Origin of the sequence: Kitasatospora sp. MMS16-BH015, assembly GCF_002943525.1 — a bacterium.
Lineage (GTDB): Bacteria > Actinomycetota > Actinomycetes > Streptomycetales > Streptomycetaceae > Kitasatospora.
Genome location: NZ_CP025394.1, coordinates 3,862,776 through 3,884,039 on the forward strand (window position 1 = coordinate 3,862,776; position 21,264 = coordinate 3,884,039).

The window sequence follows — 21,264 nt, forward strand, 5'->3', positions numbered from 1 at the left end:
CCCTAGGCGAGTGGATCAACTGCTTTTCGGCCCGGAAACGCCCAGGTCAGTCGCGGTGGGTGAAGCGATCGTAGGCAGGGGCGAGCACGGCGGCGAGGTCGCGGCCGCCGTACTTGATGCCGGACGCTCCGAGCTCGGTGAGGGCCGTGGCCGGGGGCGTCGCGGGGGCGGGTGGGTGGACGGCCTCGGTGAACGGGAAGCTGCTGTCCCAGAAGCCGGCCAGCGGGTTGCTGCGTTCGGTGCTCACGGAGTCTCCAAGTCGGCCGAGAGGGCGATGAGTTCGCGGAGGGCGCCGGTGGAGAGCTCGGTGATCCACCGTTCGCCCTCGCCGACGGCCGCCTCGGCGAGGGTGCGCTTGGCCTCGATCAGGTCGCCGATCCGCTCCTCGACCGTGCCGACGCAGACAAGCCGCCGCACCTGGACGTCCCGGCGCTGCCCGATCCGGAAGGCCCGGTCGGTGGCCTGGTCCTCGACGGCCGGGTTCCACCAGCGGTCGAGGTGGATGACCTGGTTGGCGGCCGTGAGATTGAGCCCGGCGCCGCCGGCCTTGAGCGAGATCAGGAACACCTGCGGCCCGTCGGGGGATTGGAAGCGGTCCACCAGTTCGTCGCGGCGGCGCTGCGGGGTGCCGCCGTGCAGGTAGAGCACCTCCTCACCGAGCCGTTCGGCCAGGTGGGGCTGGAGCCGGCGGCCGAACTCCGCGTACTGGGTGAAGACCAGCGCCTTGTCCCCCTCGGCCAGCGCCTCGGCGAGCAGCTCCTCCAGCCGGGTGACCTTGCCCGAGCGCTCCCCCAACCGCGAACGGTCGTGCAGCAGTTGGGCCGGATGGTTGCAGACCTGCTTGAGCTTGCCGATCGCGGCCAGCACCGTGCCCTTCCGCTCCACCCCCCGGACGCCCTGCACCCGGTGCAGCAGATCGGCGACCACGGCCTGGTAGAGGCCGGCCTGCTCGGCCGTGAGGTGGCACCAGACGGTCAGCTCCTTCTTGGCCGGCAGCTCGGCCGCCACCGCCGGATCCGATTTGAGCCGGCGCAGCACGAAGGGGGCGGTGAGACGCCGGAGTTGGTCCGCCACTGCGGCGCTGCCACCCTGCTCCATCGGCACCGCGAACCGTTCCTTGAACGACTCGGCGGTGCCGAACAGGCCCGGGTTGGCGAAGTCCAGGATGGCGTGCAGCTCGGCGAGCCGGTTCTCGACCGGCGTGCCGGTGAGGGCCAGCCGGTGGGCGGCCTGCAGCGAACGGACCGCGCGGGCCTGGCCGGTGGCCGCGTTCTTGATGTGCTGGGCCTCGTCGGCGATCACCCGACGCCAGGTGGTCTGCCGCAGCTGGGCCAGGTCGCGCTGCACCAGGCCGTAGGTGGTGATCAGCAAGTCGACTCCCTGGGTGGGGAGTTCGGTGCGGTCGGCGCCGTGGTGGACGTGCACCCGCAGGCCCGGCGCGAACCGGGCGGCCTCCCGCTGCCAGTTGCCGACCAGGGAGGTCGGGCAGATCAGCAGGTTCGGCCCGCCGGTGCCGTCCCGCTGCTCGATCGCCAGCAGGGCGAGGGCCTGGACGGTCTTGCCCAGGCCCATGTCGTCCGCGAGCACCGCCCCGAGGCCGAGGCCGGTGAGCGTGTGCAGCCATGCCAACCCCCTTGCCTGGTAGGGGCGTAGCGTGGTGCCGAAATCCGGCGGGAGCTCCGGTGCGACCGGGGCAGCCGGGGGCGCGTCGGCTTCGGAGCGGCCTGCCCCGGGGCGACCCGCTCCGCTGCTCCGCCCGTCGAGCAGGTCGCCGAGCGGGCCGGTGGCGCGGACCGCCGTCACCGGCAGGCCCGCTACCGACACGCCGTCGGCCAGGGCGAGCCGCAGCACCTCGGGGGCGGCCATCACGCCCGCCCCGCGCCGACGGAGGAAGTCGAGGGCCGCCGAGATCTGCGCGGGGTCGACCTCCACCCAGCGTCCGCGCAGCCGGACCAGCCCCTGCTGGGCCGCCCCGAGATCCTGCAACTCCCGCTCCGTCAGCTCGACTTCGCCGAGGGCGAGCTGCCACTGGAACGCCACCACGGCATCCCGGTCGACCTGGCTGATCCGCTCGACCGAGCCGGGAGCGGGGGCCGGCGCCGCCGTGAGGGTCAGCCCGAGGCGCGGACGCTTCTGCCACCAGGCCGGCAGCAGCACCCCGAACCCGGCCTCGGCGAGGGCCGGTGCCGCCGAACTAAGGAACTCCAGCGCCCCAGCCCGATCCAGGTCCATTCCGGTCGGGCGGGCGAGCCTGAGCGCCGGGGCCAGCTCCGGGCGGCGGAGCGCGGCGCGGCTCAGCTCGGCAGCGAGGGCCTCGGTCGGGTCGGCCGCGCCAGTCGGGTCGAGGCGGCCGCCGGCCGTGGAGCGGCTCGCCGGCCCGGGGCCGGAGAGTCGGGCGGAGTGGTGGGCGGAGCGGGGGGCGATGGCCAGGGCGAGGGCGGCTGCGGCCGGGCCGTCGGCCCAGAGGTCGGCGGCGGAGAGAAGGAGGGAGGGCTGGTCGACGGCTTGGACCAGGAAGTCGAGCCGCCAGCCCTCGTCGGAGCCGGGTTCGATGGCTGGAGCAGCGGGGGCGCCGGGGGCGGCGGCCGTGGTGTGGTCGAGCGAGCTGTCGTCGGTGGCGCCGAGCGGCTCGGAGAGGCGGAAGCAGAGGCGCAGCGGGCTGTCGGGATCGGGGGCGCCCGCAGACCAGGAGGCGAGGCGTTCGCGGATCTCCTCGGCCAACTCGGCCGCGCCGGCGGCCGATTGGGGCAGGGCGAGGCGGCCGTCGGGGGCGTACAAGGCGGCGAGCCAGGCTCCGAGGAGCGGATCGCCGGGAGGCGCCGAGGGCAGGGGCAGGCCGTCGAGGGCGACGCGGGCCTCCTGGTCGACGAGCACGTCGAGCAGTTCGGCCACCAGCGCGGTGGCCGTGGGGCCGATGGCGGCGCGGGGTGCGGGTCGGGCGGCTGCGCCACCGGCCGGGGTGGGGCTCGGGGCCGGGCGGTGTTCGGCACGGAGGACGGGTGGGCAGCCGGCGGCCAGGGCGGCGGCCTCGCGGCGGGCGGGGGCGTCGAGGGCGGGTTGCCAGTGAGCGGTGAGGGTGGCGTGGTGGCTGCGGAGGGCGGGGAGCAGGCGGCCCCGGCCGACCAGGCGCCAGGCGAGGTCGTGGACGGCGGTGAGCCAGCGGAGGGAGGAGCCGTAGGCGACCTCGACCGGACCGAGGTCGGGGAGGTCGGCGGTGGCCACCGACCAGTGGGGGTCGAAGAGTTCGCCGAGGAGCTGGGCGGCCTCGGCGGGCGGGAAGAGCAGCACCGGCACCCGCCAGGGCGTCGGCCCGAAGCCGGGGCTGACCGCGCCGACCGGGAGCTGGGGCGAGGGAGTGGGGGCGTCGCCGAGGGTGGGCAGCAGCAGGGTGGCCCAGCGCTCGGGGGCCTGCCCGGCCAGCCAGCCGAGGCCGGGCCCGATGCCGGCCAGCAGCCGGGCGACCTCGCCGGCCGGGCAGGCGAAGGGGTGGGCCTGGGGTTCGGCCGACTGCAGCACCCCCGGGCCAACTGCGGCCCCAGCGGGGCCGACTGCGGACCCGGCGGGGCCGGCCGGACGAGTGGGGCGGCTGCGCGGACGGGGGGAGGCGAAGGCTCGTGCGCTCTCCGCCCAGAGGGCGAGCCTGCCGTCCGCGCGCCAGAGGGCGTGCAGGGCGTACATGGGGAGCCTCCCGGGGGCGCGTGTGGACTCGCTTCACCCTAGCCCGCACGGCCGACAGCGCCTGGTCGGCGGTGCCCGGTCGGCGGCCATCGACGCTGGTCGGAGCGGCATACCGGCGAGGCCGGACGGCCAGGCGCGGCGGGGAGGTGGAAAATTCACCCGAGTTTGTGGTTGAAAATTGAACCAGATGCGCCTATGGTTGGAGCCATCAAGTTGAAGCCTAAACAAACGGCTTCGGACCCCAGGAGGAGCCATGGGCATTTTCAACCGCACCAAGAACGAGACCGCCACCGTCGCCACCCCGGCCGTCGCCGAGGGGCCGGGGCTCGGGCACCTGACCGGTGACTACGCCGTGGACACCACGCACAGCTCGATCGGCTTCGCCGTGCGGCACGCGATGGTGACCAACGTGCGCGGCACCTTCGCCGAGTACGAGGGCAAGCTGCACCTGGACGGCGACAACCCGGCGAACTCCTCGGCGGAGCTGGTGATCAAGGTGGCGAGCATCGACACCAACCAGGCCCAGCGCGACGAGCACCTGCGGACCGGTGACTTCTTCTCCGCCGAGACCTACCCGGAGATGGTCTTCCGCAGCACGGCCGCCGAGCGCCTGCGCGGCGACGCGTACCGGATGACGGGCGACCTGACCATCAAGGACACCACCCGCCCGGTCACCCTCGACCTGGAGTTCACCGGGCAGGCCACCGACGCGTACGGCGTCGACCGGGTCGGCTTCGAGGGCAGTGCCACCATCGACCGCACCGCCTGGGGCCTCAGCTACAACGCCGCGCTGGAGACCGGTGGCGTGCTGATCGGCGAGAAGGTCAAGCTCACCTTCGACATCTCCGCCGTCAAGGCCGCCTGACCCGCACGCACACGGCACGCCGTACGTACGGCTGCACCCATGGCTCGCCCCCGAACGGAAGTTCCGTCCGGGGGCGCCGTCGTGCTCGGGGTCGGGGCGGGATCGGGACTCAGTCGTTCTGGTAGTAGCCGAACAGGTCGGTCACCAGGTCGATCGACTGCAGGCCGCCATTCCAGAGGTCGAACAGGCCGTACGGACCCGGGGTGGCCTGGACGAAGTTCGGCACGACCTGGCCCGGGAGCCAGTTCAGCGAGGAGACCGTCGGGCGGACCGGCGGGTTGGCCCCGTAGCGGTAGTCGGCCTCGGAGTTGGCGTCCGGCGCGACGGTCAGGTAGCCCGGGCTCTTCGTGTTGGTCACGGTGGTGTTGACCGCGAAGGAGGTCTTGTCCGGGGCGCTGCCGCCGGGGTTCAGATAGATGTTCTTGCCCCCCGGGATCGGGCCGTAGTGCCAGGACGGCCCGCGGGTGTCCAGCACCCGGGTCGGGTTGACCGGCAGGTAGGCGCTCCCGCCGGAGTCGCCGTAGTAGCCGACCACGTCGACGATGACGTCGGAGGCACCGCCGCCGTCGTAGATCCGGATCTGGCCGTCGTCGCCGACCGGGACGATGACCGCGTTGGCGATGGTGTGGTCCTGGCCGAAGTTGACGTTCGAGGCGACCGGGCGGGCGGCGCCGTCCGGGTAGGCGGTCAGGAAGCCGGGGGCCTTGGTGCCCGTGACGGTGACGTTGAGCGCGACCGCCGTGACACCGGTGGTGGGCAGGGCGCCGCCGGCCGCGCCCGCGATCTGGACCGCGAAGGACTCGCCGCCGCCGAGCTGGCGCCGGGCCGCGCCGGTGCCGTTGCGGGTGTCGACCAGCCGCTTGGGGGTCACCGGCGTGTAGCCGGCCGCCGCGGCGCGGGTGAAGTAGCCGCTGATGTCGGCGACCACGTCGACGGTGCCCTCGCTGCCGTTGTACAGCTCGACGTAGCCGTCCTCGCCGACCGGCACGATCGCCAGGCCCGGCACCGTCTGGCCCGGGACGAAGTTGACGTTCGAGGTGGCCGGACGGGTGTGGCCGGCCGGGAAGGCCGTCAGGTAGCCGGGGGCCGTGGGCCGGGTCACCGTGAGGTTGAGCACGGCCGCCGTCACACCCGTCGGGATGCCGCCGTTGCCGCCGATCCGCACCCGGACCGAGCTGCGCGGCTGGACCACCGTGGCCGGTCCGCCGGTGCGGGTGTCGAGCAGCCGGGCCGGGCCGTACGCCGCGTACTCCGAGCCCGTGGTCGCCACCTGGACCGAGTTGGTGACGGCGTTGCCGTCCTGGTCGCGGTCGGTGACCGTGACGGTGTACGTGCCGAGCTCCTGGTAGCTGTGCGGGGTGGTGAGCTTCATCCCGCCCGGCTCGGTGCCGGTGAAGCCGGCCCGGGCCACCGGGGAGCCGTCGCCCCAGTCCACGGTGAGGTACTGCGGGCGCGGCGCGCCGGCGGCCTTGACCTCGAGGGTGATGCCGAAGGCGCTGGTGTCGGTGGCGGTCAGGCCGACGGCCAGGCCCGGGTTGGTGCTGAGGTACTTGACCGCGCCCCGGTCGGGGGCCTGGCCGTAGGCGCTGCCGTAGTAGTCCGTGGCGAGCGCGCCGGGGGCGGCCGGGTTGGCCGAGCCGATCGCGGCCGAGCCGGCCTGGAGCGTCAGCGCGATGGTCTCCAGGCGGTCGGGGCCGGTCGCGGCGTTCACCGGGCCGACGGTGTCGAGCGTGTCGTGCTCGGCCTGGGTGCGCCCGCCGAGCGGCTGGGCGGCCCGGAAGGCGGCCAGGGTGGCGTAGTCGGTGCCCGCCCAGCGGTACGGCGCGGTCGCGTCCGTGGGGGTCTCGCCGACGTAGAAGTCGTTGTAGTCGGCCGTGGTGCCCGCGGCCGAGGCCTCGGCCACCGTGATGTGCGGTGCCCAGGGGAGGTCCCTGCCCGCGCAGTAGGCCGCGCCGCCGCCGAGGGCGGAGCCGCTGACCTCGTCCTCGATCAGGTTGTTCTGGATGCTCACCGCCGTGGAGGCGCCCGCCACGTCCACCGCCGAGGCGCAGCCGCGCTGGATGGTGTTGCCGGTGACGTTCAGGCCGACCACGTCGGTGGCCTTGACCCCGGCCGCCGCCAGCAGGTTGCCCGCGACGGTGACCCGTCTCGCCCCGGACGCGACCGCGATCGCCGTGCGGCCGCCCGAGCCGGGGTCGGAGTAGTAGGCCTCGCCGGTGTCCACGTAGCTGCGGCTGACGGTCACGTCGCTGGAGGCGCCGTCGATGGTGACGGCCGCCGCGGTCTGCTCCGCGCTCAGGTATCCGGAGTCGAGGGTGACCCGGGTGGAGCCGATCACCTGGACGGCGGGCGCGTTGCCCCCGTACAGGGCCAGGTGGCCGACCGTCACGTCGCTGACGCCCTTGAGGGTCAGCACGGGCCGGCCCAGGAGCTTGTCGGTCGACGCGAGCCGGGCCCGGTCCGTCCCGAGGATCGAGATGCCCGAGGTGGTGACGGTGACCGCCTCCGAGCCGGTGTACGGACCGTCCGTGCCGCTCACCTGCACGGTGTCGCCCGACACCGCGACGTCCACCCCGTGCTGGAGCGAGCAGTACGGGCTCGCCTCGCTGCCGTCACCGGTGTCGGTGGCGCAGAGGCGGCTGGTCACGTGGATCGTCCGGCCGGTGCCGGCCGCGCGGGAGCGGACCGGGTCGGCGGCGGGCCGCTGCACCCGGACGGACTTGGCCGCCGGGCTGCTGACGGTCCGGAAGGCCGCGGGCTTCGGCAGCTCCGTGGCCACGCCGGCCGGCGCACCGGCCGGGCTGCCCGCGGCCGTGGGCGTGCGCGACGGGTCGGCCGCGAAGGCCGCTCCCGGGACGAAGGAGGAGATGACGGCGATCGAGGCGGCCGTCACCGCCAGCCGGCGAGGACGAGACACGAGCCCCCCAGGGTGTTCATGATCCGTTCTGCTGAACGGCGAGTGCACAGCGTACAAACCCCGTCGATCTTTCCCGCACCGAGGGCTCCGCCTTGCTCCGTGGGCTCCCTTCGAACCCGAACAAGACCGGGCCAATGGGACATTACGCCGCCTGGATCATGAGTGATCGGTCATGGTTGAGGCGGGGGCCGACCGGGTGGCCCAGGATTCAACCCAGCAGCTCGGCGTCGGCTGCGGGGAGCCAGCTGCCCGGCGGGCGGCGCAGCCAGCCCTCGCGGGCGCCGAGCTCGCGGGCGGCCGTCCGCAGGGCCGCCAGGCCGGGGTGGCGGCAGCCCGGGCGGTGCACCAGGCTGACCAGGCTCAGCGGGACGGGGGCCACCAGCGGCCGGACCACCGCGCCGGGGACGACCGGGCCGCCGGTGGTGGTGAGCATCGCCTCGCCGTGCCGCCGGAGGTAGTGCGCGAGCTCCGCCTCGCCGACCGGCGGGGTGTGCGGCCCGGCCGCCGTCAGGCCGTGTGCCGCCAGGAGCAGCCGGCCGAGGTCGGTCCACTCGGTGGTCGCCGGATTGCCCGCGCAGATGTCCACCGGATGCCCGGCCAGCGCTGCCACCGACACCTCGGGGTGGGCCGCCAGCGGGTGGCCGAGCGGCAGCAGCACCGCCATCGGCTCCAGCCGGACCGGCTCCTGCACCAGCCCGGCCCGCAGCTCGGCGGGCAGCCCGGCGTACCGGCCGTACCCGACGTCCAGCCGGTGTGCCGCCAACTCCCTTGCCGCAGCGGCCAGTCCGCCGTGGTAGCGGGCCAGCAGCTCGCCGCCCGGCAAGGCCGCCCGGGCGGCGGCGAGCAGCCGGTCGGCGGTCAGGTCCTCGCCGGTGACGTCGCTGTTGAGGTCGACCAGCAGCGGGCCGGGGTCCGGACCGGCCGCGATCTCGTCGTGCAGCGCCAGGAGTCGGCGCACCTTGGGCAGCAACTCGCTTCCGGCTTCGGTGAGTTCGACACTGCGGGTGGTCCGGGTGAACAGCTCGCACCCCAACGCCCGCTCCAAGGCCCGGATGTCCCGGCTCAGCGCCTGCTGCGCCAGGTGCAGCCGGCTGGCGGCACGGCCGAAGTGCAGCGTCTCGGCGGTGGCCGCGAAGCCGCGCAGCAGGCGGGGGTGCAAGTCCTGGGGCATCCGCGCAGGCTAACAAGCCGCTCCGGGCACCGGGCGGTCGGGATTGACACCACAGGTGCGTCAATCGCCCCGAACAGGTGTTGGACCACTCGACGCCCGGGCCGCGAGGCTGGCACTCCGGCCGAGGAGGCCGGCGCTCCGGCCGAGGAAGCCGGCACCCCCACCCCCCCCCGCCTCTCCGCCTGCCCTGGAGCTCCGTGTTCGCCTCGTACCGCCGCCTGTTCGCCCTGCCCGGCGCACTCGCCTTCACACTGAGCGGCCTGCTCGGGCGGCTCGCCTTCTCGATGACCGGGGTCAGCACCGTGCTGCTGGTCACCGCGCGCCGCGACTCCTACGCGCTCGCGGGGGCCGTCACGGCCGTCGGCACGGTGGCCACCGCGCTCGGACTCCCGCTGCTGGGGCGGCTGGTGGACCGGTACGGGCAGCGGCGGGTGGCCCGGCCGGGGGTGCTGTGCGCGCTCGGGCCGCTGCTCGGACTGCCGCTCTGCGCGTACACCGGCGCCCCGGCCTGGACGCTGCTGCTCTGCGCGGCGGCGGCCTCGGTCCTGCCGAACCTCGGCGGGATGGCCCGGGCCCGATGGGCCCACCTGCTCCGGGCGGACCCGGCCGCCCGGCAGACCGCCAACTCCTTCGAGCAGGTGCTGGACGAACTCTGCTTCACCGCGGGCCCGGTACTCGGCACCCTGCTCTGCACCACCCTGCTGCCCGAGGCCGGGCTGCTCGCCGCCGCCGCCCTCGGCTGCACCGGCACCCTGCTGTTCGCCGCCCAGCGCCGCACCGAGCCGCCGGTCACCCCGGCGGCCGACCGGGCCACGAACGGCGCGCTGCGGGTGGGCGGGCTTCGGGTGCTGGTACCGGCCTTCTTCGCGGCCGGCCTGGTCTTCGGCTCGATCGAGGTCAGCACCGTCGCCTACGCCGACGCGGCCGGGCAACGGCCGCTGGCAGGAGGGCTGTTGGCGATGATGGCGGCCGGCTCGGCGGTCTCCGGCCTGCTGCTCGGGTTGGCCCGCCCGCGCCGCTCGCCGGCCGCCCGGCTGCTGGCCGGGGCGGCGGCGATGGCCGCGCTGCTGCTGCTCCCGCTGGCGGCCGGACTGGCCGGGGCCGGGCCCTGGCTGCTGGCCCCGGCGCTGCTGCTCGCCGGGGCGGGCACCGCGCCGACCATGGTGGCGGGCCTGTCGCTGGTCCAGGAGCTGGTGCCCGCAGGGCAGTTGAACGAGGCGATGGGCCTCACCGTCTCGGGGATCCTGGCCGGCATCTCCACCGGCGCGGCCCTCGGCGGCACGCTGGCCCAGCACACCACCGGCGCCGGCACCGCCGCACCGGGCCTCGGCTACGCCCTGCCCGCCGGGGCGGCCCTGCTCGCCCTGCTCACCGTGCTGCTCGGCTACCGCCGGCTGCGCCCGGCCGCCGCCGCGCCGGGCCAGACGTACTCGTACTCCGCCACCGTCGTGCCGTCCGGCAGCACGCGCGGCCGCTCGGCCGTCCGCACCCCGCCCTCGCGCTCGTAGAAGGCCACGGCGCGGGTGTTGGCCGCCAGCACGTCCAGGTGCAGCGCGGCGGGCCCGGCCTCGGCGCGGGCCGCCCGGAGCAGCCGGGCGCCGATCCCGCCGCCGGTGCGGCCGGGCCGGACGAAGAGGCTGTCCAGCAGCACCCGCCCGTCGCCCTCGGGGGTCAGGTAGGCGAAGCCGGTCAGCTCGCCGTCCGGCCGTTCGGCGAGCAGCAGGACGGGGGTGAGCTCGGGTGCGCCGTAGTCCACCGTCAGCCGCAGCGGCCAGAGCTCGCGCCACTGGTCCAGGGCGCCACCGGCCTCCGGCGGACCGCCCGCCATGACCCGGAGGGCGGCGATGTGCAGCTCGGCCACCCGGTCTGCGTCGGCCGGACCGCCGGGGCGGACGGCGTGTTGCATGATCATGTGATGAGCCTCCCACGGTAATCACTTGAGAACGCTCCGAGCATGGGCCTAGAGTCCTCCCCGGGACGGTTTTGAACATGTTCGAAACTGAACCGGACCGGGCGCTCGGGGGCATTCGGTCGCGCCGGGGCCACTGGCCAGCCGTGTACGGGGGTCTCGGCTGGCCGGTCGGCCCCCGCGTCGGCGGGCGCCGGTAGGCTCGCCCCGTGGACGACGCAACTGAGCCCGGTGCACCTGGGACCGGTGCGCCCGAGGCCGGTGCACCCGAAGGCGGTGCGCCCGGGCCCGGCGGCGCAGCCGCGGAGCTGCCCGGCGGCCGGGCCCGCCCCAAGAGCGACAAGAGCGAGGCGACTCGGGCGCTGATCCTGGAGACGGCCATGCGGCTGTTCCAGGAGCGCGGCTACGAGAAGACCACCATGCGCGCGATCGCCACCGAGGCCGGTGTGTCGGTCGGCAACGCCTACTACTACTTCGCCGCCAAGGAATTCCTGATCCAGGGGTTCTACGACCGGATGACCCACGACCACGCGGTGGACGCCCGCCGCCGGATGGCGCACACCCGCGACTTCGCCGAGCGCCTGGACATCGCCCTGGTCTCCTGGCTGGACACCGCCGCGCCGTACCACGAGTTCGCCGCCCAGTTCTTCCGCACGGCCGCCGACCCGACCAGCTCGCTGAGCCCGTTCTCCAACGAATCCCACCCGGCCCGGGCCACCGCCGTGCAGCTCTTCCGCGAGGTGCTGGAGGGCTCCGAGCTGGCGCCCAAACTGGACGCCGAGCTGGCGGAGCTGCTGCCGGACGTGCTCTGGCTGCACCTCATGGTCGTGGTGCTCTACTGGGTCTTCGACCGGACTCCGGACACCGAGCGGACCAGGGAGTTCGTCCGCCGCTCGACGCCGACGGCCGCCCGGGTCATCAACCTCTCCCGCTACCGGGTCTTCCGGCCGATCGTCCGGGACGCCAAGGGGCTGATCCAGGACTTCATCCTGCCCACCATCGGCAAGACCGCCGTGAAGTAGGCGCGAGCCGTGAAGCAGGCACGAGCCGTGAAGTAAGCGCGAGCCGTGAAGTAAGCGCGAGCCGTGAAGCAGGCGCGACCGGTGCTCAGATCATGTCCGGGTTCCAGGCCCGGATCGGGGTGTGCAGCAGCTGGTCCAACCGCCCGGCGGCGCCGGGAGCCCGCTCGGTGAGCAGGGTGGCGGCGGCCAGGCGGGTGGCGGTCTCGGTGCCGAGGTAGAGGCTGGAGAGCTCGCCCACGCCGAGGGCGAGCTCGGGGGCCTCCTCGGTGGGCGCGCAGCGGCCGGTCCCGTCCGGGGCCGCTTCGAGGGCCCAGCGGCCGGCGGTCCAGCCCTGCGGGTCGGTGAGGTCGAGCACCACCCGGCCGGGCGCGGCGTAGCTGCGCGCGGCGAAGGCGGCGGGCAGGTCGAGCAGCCGGAGCCAGGTCATGTCGGCCTGGGCGGCGTGCGGCCGGGCGCCGCGCGGGTTGCGCAGCAGCAGCGGCAGCGGGTCGTCCGGGCCGAGCTCCTCGGCCTCGACGTGCCGCACCCAGTCGACCGAGAACACCAGCTGCCAGAGGGCGTTGGCGGTCGGCCGGTCGACGGCGAGGAAGTCGAGCACGGTGAGCGTGCAGTTGGGTGAGGCACCGTCCCAGTCGCCGTTCACCCGGTAGCTGACCAGGCCGGTGACCTGGCCGTCCGCGTCCCGGTGGAGCACGTTGAACGGCTCCTTCCACTCGCGGTTGGGCAGTAGGTGCAGCCCGGTGGCCAGCTCCCACCAGTGGTCGGGGCGGCTGAGCGCGCCCGGCTGGGTGCGCCGCCACCGCTCGTGCAGCTCGGGCGCCAGCTTGCGGACCTCCTCCAGCGGGGCGAAGTCGACCCGGCCGCCCGCCGGGGTCGGCAGGCCCGGCCGTAGCCCGCCCGAACGCTGGAGGTCGACCATCAGGCCGGCCGAACGCTGGGCCGGGCCGAACCCGTAGCGGCCGTAGATCCCGTACTCGGCGGCGGTCAACACTGCGGCCACGCTGCCGCGTTCGCGTGCGGCGGCCAGGTCGCCCTTGATCATCCGACTGAGCAGGCCGCGCCGCCGGTGGGTGGCGGCCACCGTCACGCCGGTGATCCCGTCCACCGGGACGGCGGCGCCGCCGGGCACCGTCAGCTCCAGGTCGTAGCTGCGGTAGGTGGCCACGTAGCTGCCGCCCGCCGTGTGGTCGACGGCCGCCAGCCAGCGGCCCGGCTCGAACATCCGGCGGCGGGCCTCGGTGCCGTCGGCGTGGTGCGGGGTGAGGAACCCCCGGAGCACGGCGCGGTCCCACTGCGGGAGCTCCTGCTCGGTGACGGGGCGGATCTCGATGCCGCCCGTACCGGGGCGAACTGGCGTTTCGTCGACCATCCGGACACGGTACGACGCCCCGTCAGGCCGCGGCATCCGGTTTTACGCCCCCGCGCACGGGATCGTGCAAACAACCTGTTCACAGTAATCCGTTGACACGTCACCATGGCATCGCAGACGCTGACATGCATGACGACCAACGACCTCTTCACCGCGCCGGATCCGGAGCAAGCCCGCGCGCAGCGGGTGGCCGCCGCACTGTTCCGGATCGCCGAGCGCCACGGGGCCACGCCCGGCCAGGTCAGCCGGCAGACCAACCCGCACCTGCTCGCGCCGCACGAGGCCGTCCGTCTGGTGGCCTTCCTGCTCAGCGGTGCCGCCCTGCTGGAGGAGGGCGAGCCCGAGCTCGACCAGGCCGACATCACCGCCGCACTGAGCCTGCTGCCGCTGGTGCGCGCCGAGTTGGACGAGCTGGAGGCCGGCCTGCTCCAGATGGCCCGGGGCCGGGGCCTGAGCTGGCCCGACATCGCGTTCGGCCTCGGCCTCGGCACCCCGCAGGCGGCCCGCCAGCGGCACGAACGGCTGGCCGCCCGGGTCGCGGAGCAGGAGTGACCGACCCGGGCGACGGGGCCTCAGGTGCATCAGGTGCCTCAGGTGCCTCAGCCGATGGAGCCCCGCTCGACCGGGATCCAGAGCTGGGAGTCGGACTCCTTCCAGTCCGCGGTCGGGCGGGTCCGCAGGATCTCCGGCCCCTCCCGGATCACGAACGGGTTGGACGGGAACCACTGGGTGAAGACGTCCCGCCACATCTCCTGGAGCGCCTGCGGGTAGGCCCCGGTGTTCTCGAACACCGCCCAGAGCCCGGCCTCGATCACCAGCGAGTCCAAGCCGTCCGGGACGGGGTGCGACGCCTCGGTCAACACCGCGTGGTAGTAGTCGAGTTCGACCCCCTCCTCGCGACTGTCGGAGAGGTGCTGGACGACGGAGAGGATGCCCTCCGGCTCCTGACTCGAGAGGGCCGTGATCCGCTGCACCTCCTCCGGGCCGACCGACTGGATGAGCTCGGCGATGTGCGGGTTCACCCCCTCGTGGATCAGGGGCACCCGCGCCTTGCGACCGACCACCCGCAGTTCGGGCTTCTCCACGATCCGGTACCGCATACTGCTGCTCCCTTCGATGACGAGTCGGAAGGACATCCGGGGCTGCGAGTCCAGTACGGCCCCCTGCCGGCGCGCTTCGCCCGGCCCGGTGCCGTGCATGGCACGGAACGCCCGGGCGAACGCCTCGCCGGAGCCGTAGCCGTACCGGACCGCGATCTCCAGCAACGTCCGCTCCCCGGCCAGCACTTCGGCCCCCGCCAGCGTCAGCCGGCGGCGTCGGACGTACTCGGAGAGCGGCATCCCCGCCAGCGCGGAGAACAGGCGCCGGAAGTGGTACTCCGAGGTCACCGCGATCCGGGCCAGCTCGGTTACCTCGATCGTGCCGTCGAGGTGCTCCTCGACGTACGCCATGGCCTGGTTCAGCCGCTCCAGCACTCCGGGCTCCTTCCCTTGTGAGCTCCACCGTAGGAAGGGCCCACTGTGCCGCACCCGACATCCGGTGCCCGCTTCGGTCGGGTGCGGCCCCGCTGTGCGGCGGGTACCGGACGGGTACGGAGCGATGGGAGGATCACGCCATGATCGGTGTGCTGTTGGTGGGAGTGCTGGTGCTCGTGCTCGGCGGGTGCGGCTGCGTGGTCTGGGCCGCGCGCGGCGGGCCGCCGTGGACGCACCGGGTGGCGGCGGCCACGCAGGCGGCCGGCTCGCTGGTGCGGTGGTACTCGCGCGAGCAGCGGCGGGTGGACCGGCGGCGGCGCGACTCCGTCGAGGACGGCTGAGCGGCGGGCGCGGGCAGCGCCCGGTTCAGAGCGTGGCGGTGAGCCTCGGGGCGAGGGCGCGGAGGAAGTCGGCGGCGTCGAAGAGCCGGCCGGCCGAGGCGAGGCCGGCGGCGCGGGTGCGGCCGGTGCGGATGCGGTCCAGAGCCTCGACCACCAGGGGCGCGGTGATGGCGTAGATGTCCTGCCCGCTCGCCGCCGCGCGGCGCTCCACCCCGCCCGCGCGGACCCGGACGTCGACCAGGAAGGTCTGCGCCGAGCGGCCGAGCCCGTCCACGGCGGTCGGGGCCGGGGTACCCGGGGCCGCCAGCTCACCGGCCGCCTCGGTGGTCATGTAGGTGCGCACCTCGGGCACCGCCAGATGGCTCGGGATGGTGACCACATCGGCCATGGTGAACTCGCCGAGCACCGTACGACTGCCCATCGACTCGGAGAACTCCCAATCCAGCCGGGGAAGTTCGCCCCTCAGGTACTCCAACTTCCCCCCGCTGTACCGGACTCGGCTGCCACCCCGGCGCTCCCGGGAGACGGCGCCGGCCGCCCGGGTGCCCTCGGTGGGGTGCCATCCGCTCAACCCGTAGGCCACGTGCACCTCTTCGGCCGCACTCAGATCGCCGAGCGCCGCCGTGGCGAGCAGATCGCCGAGGCCGCCGAAGAAGGCCATCGCGGGCAGCACCACCACCCCGGCCGCCAGGGCCCGGTCGGCGTACCGGGCGAAGGTGTCGACATTGGCCTCGATCTCGGCCGCCACGTCCAGGTACGGGATGCCCGCCCGTAGCGCCGCCTCCACCAGCGGACCGGCCGTGGTGGCGAACGGTCCGGCACAGTTGATCACCGCCGCCGCGCCGGCCAGCGCCCGGTCCAGCGCGCTCGGATCGTCCACCGCCGCCGGCCGGACGGCCAACTCGCCCTCCCCCAAGCCGACATGGCCGGCCGCCACCGCACGCAGCCGCTCCCCGTCCCGGCCGGAGAGCACCGGCCGGTACCCGCGCACCAGCAGCTCCGCCACCACGAACCGGCCGGTGTGACCGGAGGCCCCGTACACCACGACCGACTCCGACTCCCCTGTGGCGTGCGCGAGTTGCCCTGTCATGCCCTGCTCCCTGACGTTCTTCCGCGGCCCCGTGCCGCCTCCGTGGCCACCATCCTGGCCGCCGCAGCCACCCCGGCACGAGTGTCCTGAACGACGGCCTCCGTACAATTCGGGCCATGGATACGGGGAGCAGGGGAGACCGGGTCGCGCTGGCCGTCACGGAGGGCATGCTGCACTTCGAACTGGCCGTGGCCCACGAGGTGTTCGGGTCACGGCCGGCCGCCGTGGCCGGGCCCTGGTACCGGCTGTCGATCTGCGGGCCGGGGGCCGTGCGGGTGGGGCGGTTCCTGCTGGAGCCGGACGCCGGGCTGGACGGGCTGGCCCGGGCCGACACCGTGATCGTGCCCGGCTGGGCCGATCCGGAGGTGGCGCCGCCCGAGGAGCTGCTGGCCGCGCTGCGTGCGGCGCACGCGGCGGGGGCCCGGGTGGCCTCGCTCTGCACCGGGGCCTTCGTGCTGGCCGCCGCCGGGCTGCTGGACGGGCGGCGGGCGACCACGCACTGGGCGCACACCGGCGAACTGGCCGACCGGCACCCGGCGGTGGCGGTCGACCCGGACGTGCTCTACGTGGACAACGGCAGCGTGCTCACCTCGGCCGGGAAGGCCGCCGCGCTGGACCTCTGCCTGCACCTGGTGCGGCTCGACCGCGGCGCCGCGACGGCCAACGCGGTGGCCCGCCGCCTGGTGGTGCCACCGGTCCGCCCCGGCGGCCAGGCCCAGTACGTCACCACCCCGGTGCCCGCCCGGCCCGACCACCCGCTGGCCGCCCTGCTGCCCTGGGCCTTGGCCCGCCTGGACCAACCGCTCACCGTCACCGACCTGGCCCGCCAGGCCGGCCTCAGCCCCCGCCACCTCAGCCGCGGCTTCCGCGCCGCCACCGGCACCTCCCCGCTCCAGTGGCTGCTCACCCAACGCATCCGCCGCGCCCAGGAGTTGCTCGAGCAGAGCGACCAGAGCATCGAGGCCGTGGCCGCCGCCACCGGCTTCGGCACCGCCGCCACCCTGCGCCGCCACTTCCACCGCACCGTCGGCGTCCCCCCGGACACCTACCGCCGCACCTTCCGCACCCGCGAATCAGCGGAAGGACGGGTCGGCTACGGGCGGGCGTAGAAGTCGGGGCGGCCCATGATCCAGAGGCTGGCCTGCTTGATGGCCATGCCCGGGCGGGGAGCCTCGATCATCTGGTCGTCGCCGATGTAGAGGGCCACGTGGTAGATGTCGGCGGCGCGGCCGGTGTGGGTCCAGAAGACCAGGTCGCCGGGGCGGAGTTGGCGGTAGCCGACGGGGGTGGATTCGGCGTACTGGTCGGCGGCGAAGTGCGGGAGCTGCCTGCCGCCGTGGCGCCAGGCCATCATGGTCAGGCCGGAGCAGTCGTAGCCCTCGGGGCCCTCGCCGCCCCAGATGTACGGGAGACCGATCCGGGCGCGGGCGAAGGCGATCGCGGCCTCGACGCCGCCGGCCGACCAGATCGAGCGCTCGGCCGGGCGCTCCGGCGCGGCCTCGGCGGCGGCTGCTGCTGCGGCGGCGGCGGCCGCCCTGGCCGCCTCCTCGGCCTCGCGGGCGGCGATCGCCTCCAGGGCCTCGCGCCGCTGCCGCTCCAGCTCGACCGTGGTGGAGCGGGCCTTGGCCAGGGCGGCGAGCAGCTGTTCGCGTCGCTTGGCGATGTCGGCCACCTCCGCCCGCTGGGCCGTCAGCCGAGCTTTGGCCTGCTGCTCGGCGCGGCGGACGGCCTCGGCCGCCCGGTCGGCCGCGGTCACGCTGTCGCGGGCCTCGGTCTCGGCCTTGGCGGCGGCCGCGGCGGTGCCGGTGGCGGCGTCCAGGATGTCGCGGGTGCGGGCGCCCGCGATGCCGACGGCGGCGGCCCGCTCGGTGAGCGAGCGGGGGCCGTCGGCGGCCAGCATGGCGTTGAGCGCGGAGAGCTCGGGCCCGGCACCCTGCCGGTAGGTCTCGGCGGCCAGCTCGGCGGCCCGGTCGGCGGCCTCGGCCCGCTCGGCCTCGGTGGTCTTGGCCTTGGCGGCGGCGGCCGTGGCGGCGGTGCGGGCCTTGGCCAGCCGGGCCTGGGCGCCGTTGTAGGCCTCCACGGCCTGCTCGGCCACCCGGCCGGCCTGCTCCAGATCGGCCTGGGCCGCCGTCAGCCGGGCCTCGATCGCGGTGCTGTCGGTGGCCCGGGCGTCGGCCTCGGCCCGCGAGCGGGCGATCTCCTCCTCGGAGGGGTACGGGTCGTCGGCCGGGCTGAGCAGGCCGGCCGCCGGGGCGGTCTCGGGTGCGAGGTCGGGTGCGGCGGCGGCCGCCGGCAGCAGGCCGAGGACACCGGTGAGGGCCAGCAGGAGCGTCGGCAGCAGTCTGCGTGTCATGGGACAGCCCTCTCTCACCCGCCGCCTGACGGACCGGCAAATATCTCATCAGGTGACAATTTGGTCACTCGCCGTAATATTCTCAGAGCTGACGGCTGCTCAGCGCCATCCCCGTGCGGCCACCCGGGTGAGATGTCGGATTTACCGACCTGCTGGAGCAATCGGACCGGCCAGTGCGGTGGGGTTCAGCGGCGCGGCTGGGGGTGCGGGAGTCGCGGGTGCCGGTAGCGGGAGTTGGCCACGCCCTCGGTGGTGCCCGGCCGTACGGCGAAGCTGCGGCTGCGCCCGGCCCGTACCGCCCGCTGCCGTCGCCGCGCCGCGCCTTGGCGGACCGATTCGCCGGCCATCGGGACGGCCGGAGCGGTGGGAGTCGCGCGGCGGTCGGCGAGCCGGGCCGAGCGGCGGGCGAGCGCCCGGGCCGAGTGGGCGTCCAGGTGGGCAGTGGCCCGGGCGGCCATCCGCTCGGCGATCCGGTGGGTGGCCGTGTGGTGGGCCGGCACCTTGTCCGGCGCGCCCGCGATCAGGTCGAAGAGCCAGGTGCGGGCCCGGTCCACCCGTCGGTGCAGCAGGCGCTCGCGGCGCACCGCGCGGGCCCGGCGGCGCGGCCGGGTGCCGTAGAACCAGCGCGCCCACGGGCTGCTCGGCCGGGCCAGCCGGACGGCACCGATCCAGGAGAGGCCGGGCACCATGATGCCGAGCAGCCCCGTCCAGACCTTGCCCTTGAGCAGCGCGACCACCGAGGCCAGCGCGTTGAAGGAGATCACCGCGACCAGACCCCAGCGCCCGGCCGTCATCGGTTCGGTCTGGCCCGGCACCACGCCGAGCGGCACGTACCCGGTGAGCAGCAGCGCGGTGAACAGGATGCCGAAGATCACCGCGTCCACCGACTTGCGGCCCTGTTCGCTCCAGTACACGTCGTCCAGGTGCAGGATCAGCGCGAACTCGTCCAGCACCAGCCCGCAGCCGATGCCGAAGCAGAGCCCGAACCAGTCGATCCACGGGTGGTGGCCGTTGGTGGCGAAGGCGCCGACCCCGCCGACCAGCAGGAAGCCCAGGCCGAAGACCATGTGGTGGATGTGCAGCCCGCCGGGGGTGATGTTGCCCGGCCACCAGCGCACCTGGGCCCGGATCATCCGCACGCTGAACCGGATGAACAGGAAGGAGCTGATGAAGCCGACCAGGAGCAGGAAGAGCGGCTGCTTGTGGGCGTCCACGATGTGGGTGCGGTAGGTCTCCATCAGGTCCATCAGTGGTGCGCCCTCCTTCCCGTCGGTGGCATCCGGTACAACGCCCGGTCAGAACCCCCGGGTGCGCTTGGCCGCCCGGCGCGGCACCAGCAGGTACGGCGCGAGCGAGCGGTCGGCGCCCGGCGTGCCGACGCCGGGGCCGCGCAGGCCGGTGGCCCGGCCGGGCAGCTTCATGAACAGACGCGCGATCTCGCCCCCGAGGTTCACCCCGACGGCCAGCGCGAGCGCGATCGCCGCCGCCCGGGCCACCGAGGCCAGGCCCACGTCGGGCTGGCTCTGGGTGAAGGCCAGCATGCCGAGGTAGAGCGCCGAACCGGGCATCAGCGGGCCGAGCGCGGCGGTCACGTACGGCAGCGAGGAGGCCGCCCGGTAACGGGCCATCAGCTGGCCGAAGAGGCCGACCAGGCCGGCCGCGATGCCGGTGGCGATGATCGCGGAGACGCCCGCGTTGCGGGTCAGCACGCCGAAGACGGACCAGCCGACGCAGGCGTTGAGGGTGACGAAGGCGAGATTGCGGCGGTCGGTCTGGAGCAGTATCGCGAAGGCCGCGGTGAGCACCATCGCGGCGACCAGCCGGACGGTCGGGTCGCTGTCCACCCCGCCCAGGCTCTCGCCCGGGTTGAACTTGGTGTGGATGCTCAGCCCCGCGTAGAGGATCAACATGACGCCGATGATGATGCCCGCGACCAGGTAGAGCACCTCCAGCAGCCGGGCCGCGGCGGTGATGTAGAAGCCGGTCAGGCCGTCCTGGACGGCGGCCACCAGGGCCCGTCCGGGCAGCAGCGCGAACAGCCCACCGGTGATCACCACCGAGCCGCGCAGCCCGTTGGCGGGCAGGCTGGTCAGGATCACCCCGGAGAGCGCGGCGGGCATCGCGGCGATCACGAACTGGTAGAACTCCGGCAGCCCGCGCTTGGCGATCGTCGCCGCCAGCCGGTCGCCGAGGATCGCGGCCACGAAGGCGTTGGCGAAGACCAGCCAGGCCTTGGCGTCCACCTTGCCGCCGACCAGGAAGGTGGCCGCCCCGGCCAGCAGCCCGGTGGCCAGCACCAGCAGCCAGGTCGGGTACGGGTGCCGGTTGCGGCGGATCTCGGCGAGCCGGCGGTAGGAGTCGTTGACCGAGAGCCGCTCGGCGGTGATGTCGGCGACCAGCCGGTAGACGGCGGCGAGCCGGGTGTAGTCGGAGGTGCGGCGCCGGACCACCCGGTCGGCGGTGACCGGCGGCTCGACCAGCGAGGGCTGGAAGGAGATGCCGATCAGCGTGAAGGTCACCTGCGGCTCGCAGTGGTCGAGGCCGTACGCGTGCGCGATGCCGAGCATCGCGGCCTCCACGTCCTCGGCCGCCTCGCCGCTGGCCAGCAGCAGCTCGCCGATGCGCAGCGTCAGGTCGAGGATGCGGGGCACGTTCTTGAGCGCCGCCTCGGGCTTCTGCTCGCGCTGGGTGCGCTCGTAGGCCGGGCGGTCGGCCATCGGGGTGCGCAGCAGGGTGCGCATCCGGTCCGGCCAGGGGGCGGCGCCGGGGGCGCCCTTGCGCAGGGCGCTCACGTCGATACCGGTCGGCGGGGTGAGCGGGCCGGCGCCCGGCGGCATCGAGTAGCCGACGGCCCGCCACTCCTCGTCGGAGAGGGTGTCCTCGGCCACCGACATGGTCGGCGGGGTCCGGCGCAGCGGGGCCGGTTCGGGCTCGGGCTCCGGCTCCGGCTCCGGCTCGGGCTCTTGGATGGCCGGTCGGAGCAGGCCTTCGGTCTCGGCCGGGGGCATCACCAGCGGCACCGAGACGGTGGTCTCCACCGGCGGGGTGTCCGGGCCCAGCAGTCCCTCGGTGGG

16 protein-coding genes and 1 pseudogene are annotated in these 21,264 nt (G+C 74.6%); 6 read left to right on the plus strand and 11 right to left on the minus strand.

Annotated features, from left to right (window positions below):
- Window positions 1–46 precede the first annotated feature (46 nt).
- Together CFP65_RS16850 and CFP65_RS16855 are read right to left on the minus strand one after the other, a co-directional pair.
- Entirely contained in the window at window positions 47–247 is a 201-nt protein-coding gene (locus CFP65_RS16850) for a hypothetical protein (RefSeq protein ID WP_104816877.1), read from the minus strand.
- Window positions 244–3,678 carry a DEAD/DEAH box helicase gene (locus CFP65_RS16855; protein WP_104816878.1) on the minus strand — a complete coding sequence of 1,145 codons (3,435 nt, stop codon included), beginning with the start codon at window positions 3,676–3,678 and terminating at the stop codon, window positions 244–246. Before CFP65_RS16855 ends, CFP65_RS16850 begins: the two co-directional genes overlap by 4 nt.
- 253 nt (window positions 3,679–3,931) lie before the next feature.
- Between CFP65_RS16855 and CFP65_RS16860 the strand changes: the two genes are divergently transcribed.
- On the plus strand, window positions 3,932–4,543 hold the full coding sequence (locus CFP65_RS16860; protein ID WP_104816879.1) for a YceI family protein: 612 nt from the start codon (window positions 3,932–3,934) through the stop codon (window positions 4,541–4,543).
- Between the two features lie 109 nt (window positions 4,544–4,652).
- On the opposite strand, the gene CFP65_RS16865 is transcribed toward CFP65_RS16860, so the two are convergent.
- Both CFP65_RS16865 and CFP65_RS16870 read right to left on the minus strand, forming a co-directional pair.
- Complete coding sequence (locus CFP65_RS16865) at window positions 4,653–7,460, minus strand: right-handed parallel beta-helix repeat-containing protein (protein ID WP_158702209.1); 2,808 nt, start codon at window positions 7,458–7,460, stop codon at window positions 4,653–4,655.
- Window positions 7,461–7,668: 208 nt separating this feature from the next.
- Window positions 7,669–8,631 (minus strand): LysR family transcriptional regulator, encoded by a 963-nt coding sequence (locus CFP65_RS16870; protein WP_104816881.1) that lies wholly within the window; start codon window positions 8,629–8,631, stop codon window positions 7,669–7,671.
- Window positions 8,632–8,828: 197 nt separating this feature from the next.
- Between CFP65_RS16870 and CFP65_RS42515 the strand changes: the two genes are divergently transcribed.
- Window positions 8,829–10,139 (plus strand): MFS transporter, encoded by a 1,311-nt coding sequence (locus tag CFP65_RS42515; RefSeq protein ID WP_371682426.1) that lies wholly within the window; start codon window positions 8,829–8,831, stop codon window positions 10,137–10,139.
- A gap of 32 nt (window positions 10,140–10,171) precedes the next feature.
- Here the strand turns inward: CFP65_RS42515 and CFP65_RS40980 are convergent.
- Window positions 10,172–10,543 (minus strand): annotated as a pseudogene (locus CFP65_RS40980) (N-acetyltransferase family protein); the annotation flags it as partial.
- Between the two features lie 206 nt (window positions 10,544–10,749).
- Between CFP65_RS40980 and CFP65_RS16885 the strand changes: the two are divergent.
- Window positions 10,750–11,562 carry a TetR/AcrR family transcriptional regulator gene (locus CFP65_RS16885; RefSeq protein ID WP_104816882.1) on the plus strand — a complete coding sequence of 271 codons (813 nt, stop codon included), beginning with the start codon at window positions 10,750–10,752 and terminating at the stop codon, window positions 11,560–11,562.
- 85 nt (window positions 11,563–11,647) lie between these two features.
- Here the strand turns inward: CFP65_RS16885 and CFP65_RS16890 are convergent, their stop codons facing one another.
- Window positions 11,648–12,931 (minus strand): GNAT family N-acetyltransferase, encoded by a 1,284-nt coding sequence (locus CFP65_RS16890; protein WP_104816883.1) that lies wholly within the window; start codon window positions 12,929–12,931, stop codon window positions 11,648–11,650.
- A gap of 129 nt (window positions 12,932–13,060) precedes the next feature.
- Between CFP65_RS16890 and CFP65_RS16895 the strand changes: the two genes are divergently transcribed.
- Entirely contained in the window at window positions 13,061–13,483 is a 423-nt protein-coding gene (locus CFP65_RS16895) for a DNA-binding protein (RefSeq protein ID WP_104816884.1), read from the plus strand.
- Between the two features lie 47 nt (window positions 13,484–13,530).
- On the opposite strand, the gene CFP65_RS16900 is transcribed toward CFP65_RS16895, so the two are convergent.
- On the minus strand, window positions 13,531–14,406 hold the full coding sequence (locus tag CFP65_RS16900; protein WP_104816885.1) for an AraC family transcriptional regulator: 876 nt from the start codon (window positions 14,404–14,406) through the stop codon (window positions 13,531–13,533).
- Window positions 14,407–14,546: 140 nt separating this feature from the next.
- Here CFP65_RS16900 and CFP65_RS16905 point away from each other — a divergent pair, with 140 nt between their 5' ends.
- A complete protein-coding gene (locus tag CFP65_RS16905) occupies window positions 14,547–14,747 on the plus strand; it encodes a hypothetical protein (protein ID WP_104816886.1) in 201 nt (66 codons plus the stop codon).
- A gap of 25 nt (window positions 14,748–14,772) precedes the next feature.
- On the opposite strand, the gene CFP65_RS16910 is transcribed toward CFP65_RS16905, so the two are convergent.
- Window positions 14,773–15,837, minus strand: coding sequence for a trans-acting enoyl reductase family protein (locus CFP65_RS16910; protein ID WP_104816887.1), 1,065 nt, complete (start codon window positions 15,835–15,837; stop codon window positions 14,773–14,775).
- A 116-nt stretch (window positions 15,838–15,953) separates the two neighbouring features.
- Between CFP65_RS16910 and CFP65_RS16915 the strand changes: the two genes are divergently transcribed.
- Window positions 15,954–16,946 (plus strand): helix-turn-helix domain-containing protein, encoded by a 993-nt coding sequence (locus CFP65_RS16915; protein WP_104816888.1) that lies wholly within the window; start codon window positions 15,954–15,956, stop codon window positions 16,944–16,946.
- Here the strand turns inward: CFP65_RS16915 and CFP65_RS41810 are convergent.
- The 3 genes from CFP65_RS41810 to CFP65_RS16930 all read right to left on the minus strand — a co-directional run bounded on the left by CFP65_RS41810 (window position 16,931) and on the right by CFP65_RS16930 (window position 21,198).
- Complete coding sequence (locus CFP65_RS41810) at window positions 16,931–18,190, minus strand: C40 family peptidase (RefSeq protein ID WP_104816889.1); 1,260 nt, start codon at window positions 18,188–18,190, stop codon at window positions 16,931–16,933. The genes CFP65_RS16915 and CFP65_RS41810 overlap by 16 nt on opposite strands.
- 185 nt (window positions 18,191–18,375) lie before the next feature.
- Window positions 18,376–19,437 (minus strand): hypothetical protein, encoded by a 1,062-nt coding sequence (locus CFP65_RS16925; protein ID WP_174805542.1) that lies wholly within the window; start codon window positions 19,435–19,437, stop codon window positions 18,376–18,378.
- Window positions 19,438–19,485: 48 nt separating this feature from the next.
- The gene (locus CFP65_RS16930) at window positions 19,486–21,198 is read right to left on the minus strand and encodes a threonine/serine exporter family protein (protein WP_104820937.1); all 1,713 of its coding nucleotides are present in this window, start codon (window positions 21,196–21,198) and stop codon (window positions 19,486–19,488) included.
- Window positions 21,199–21,264 lie beyond the last annotated feature (66 nt).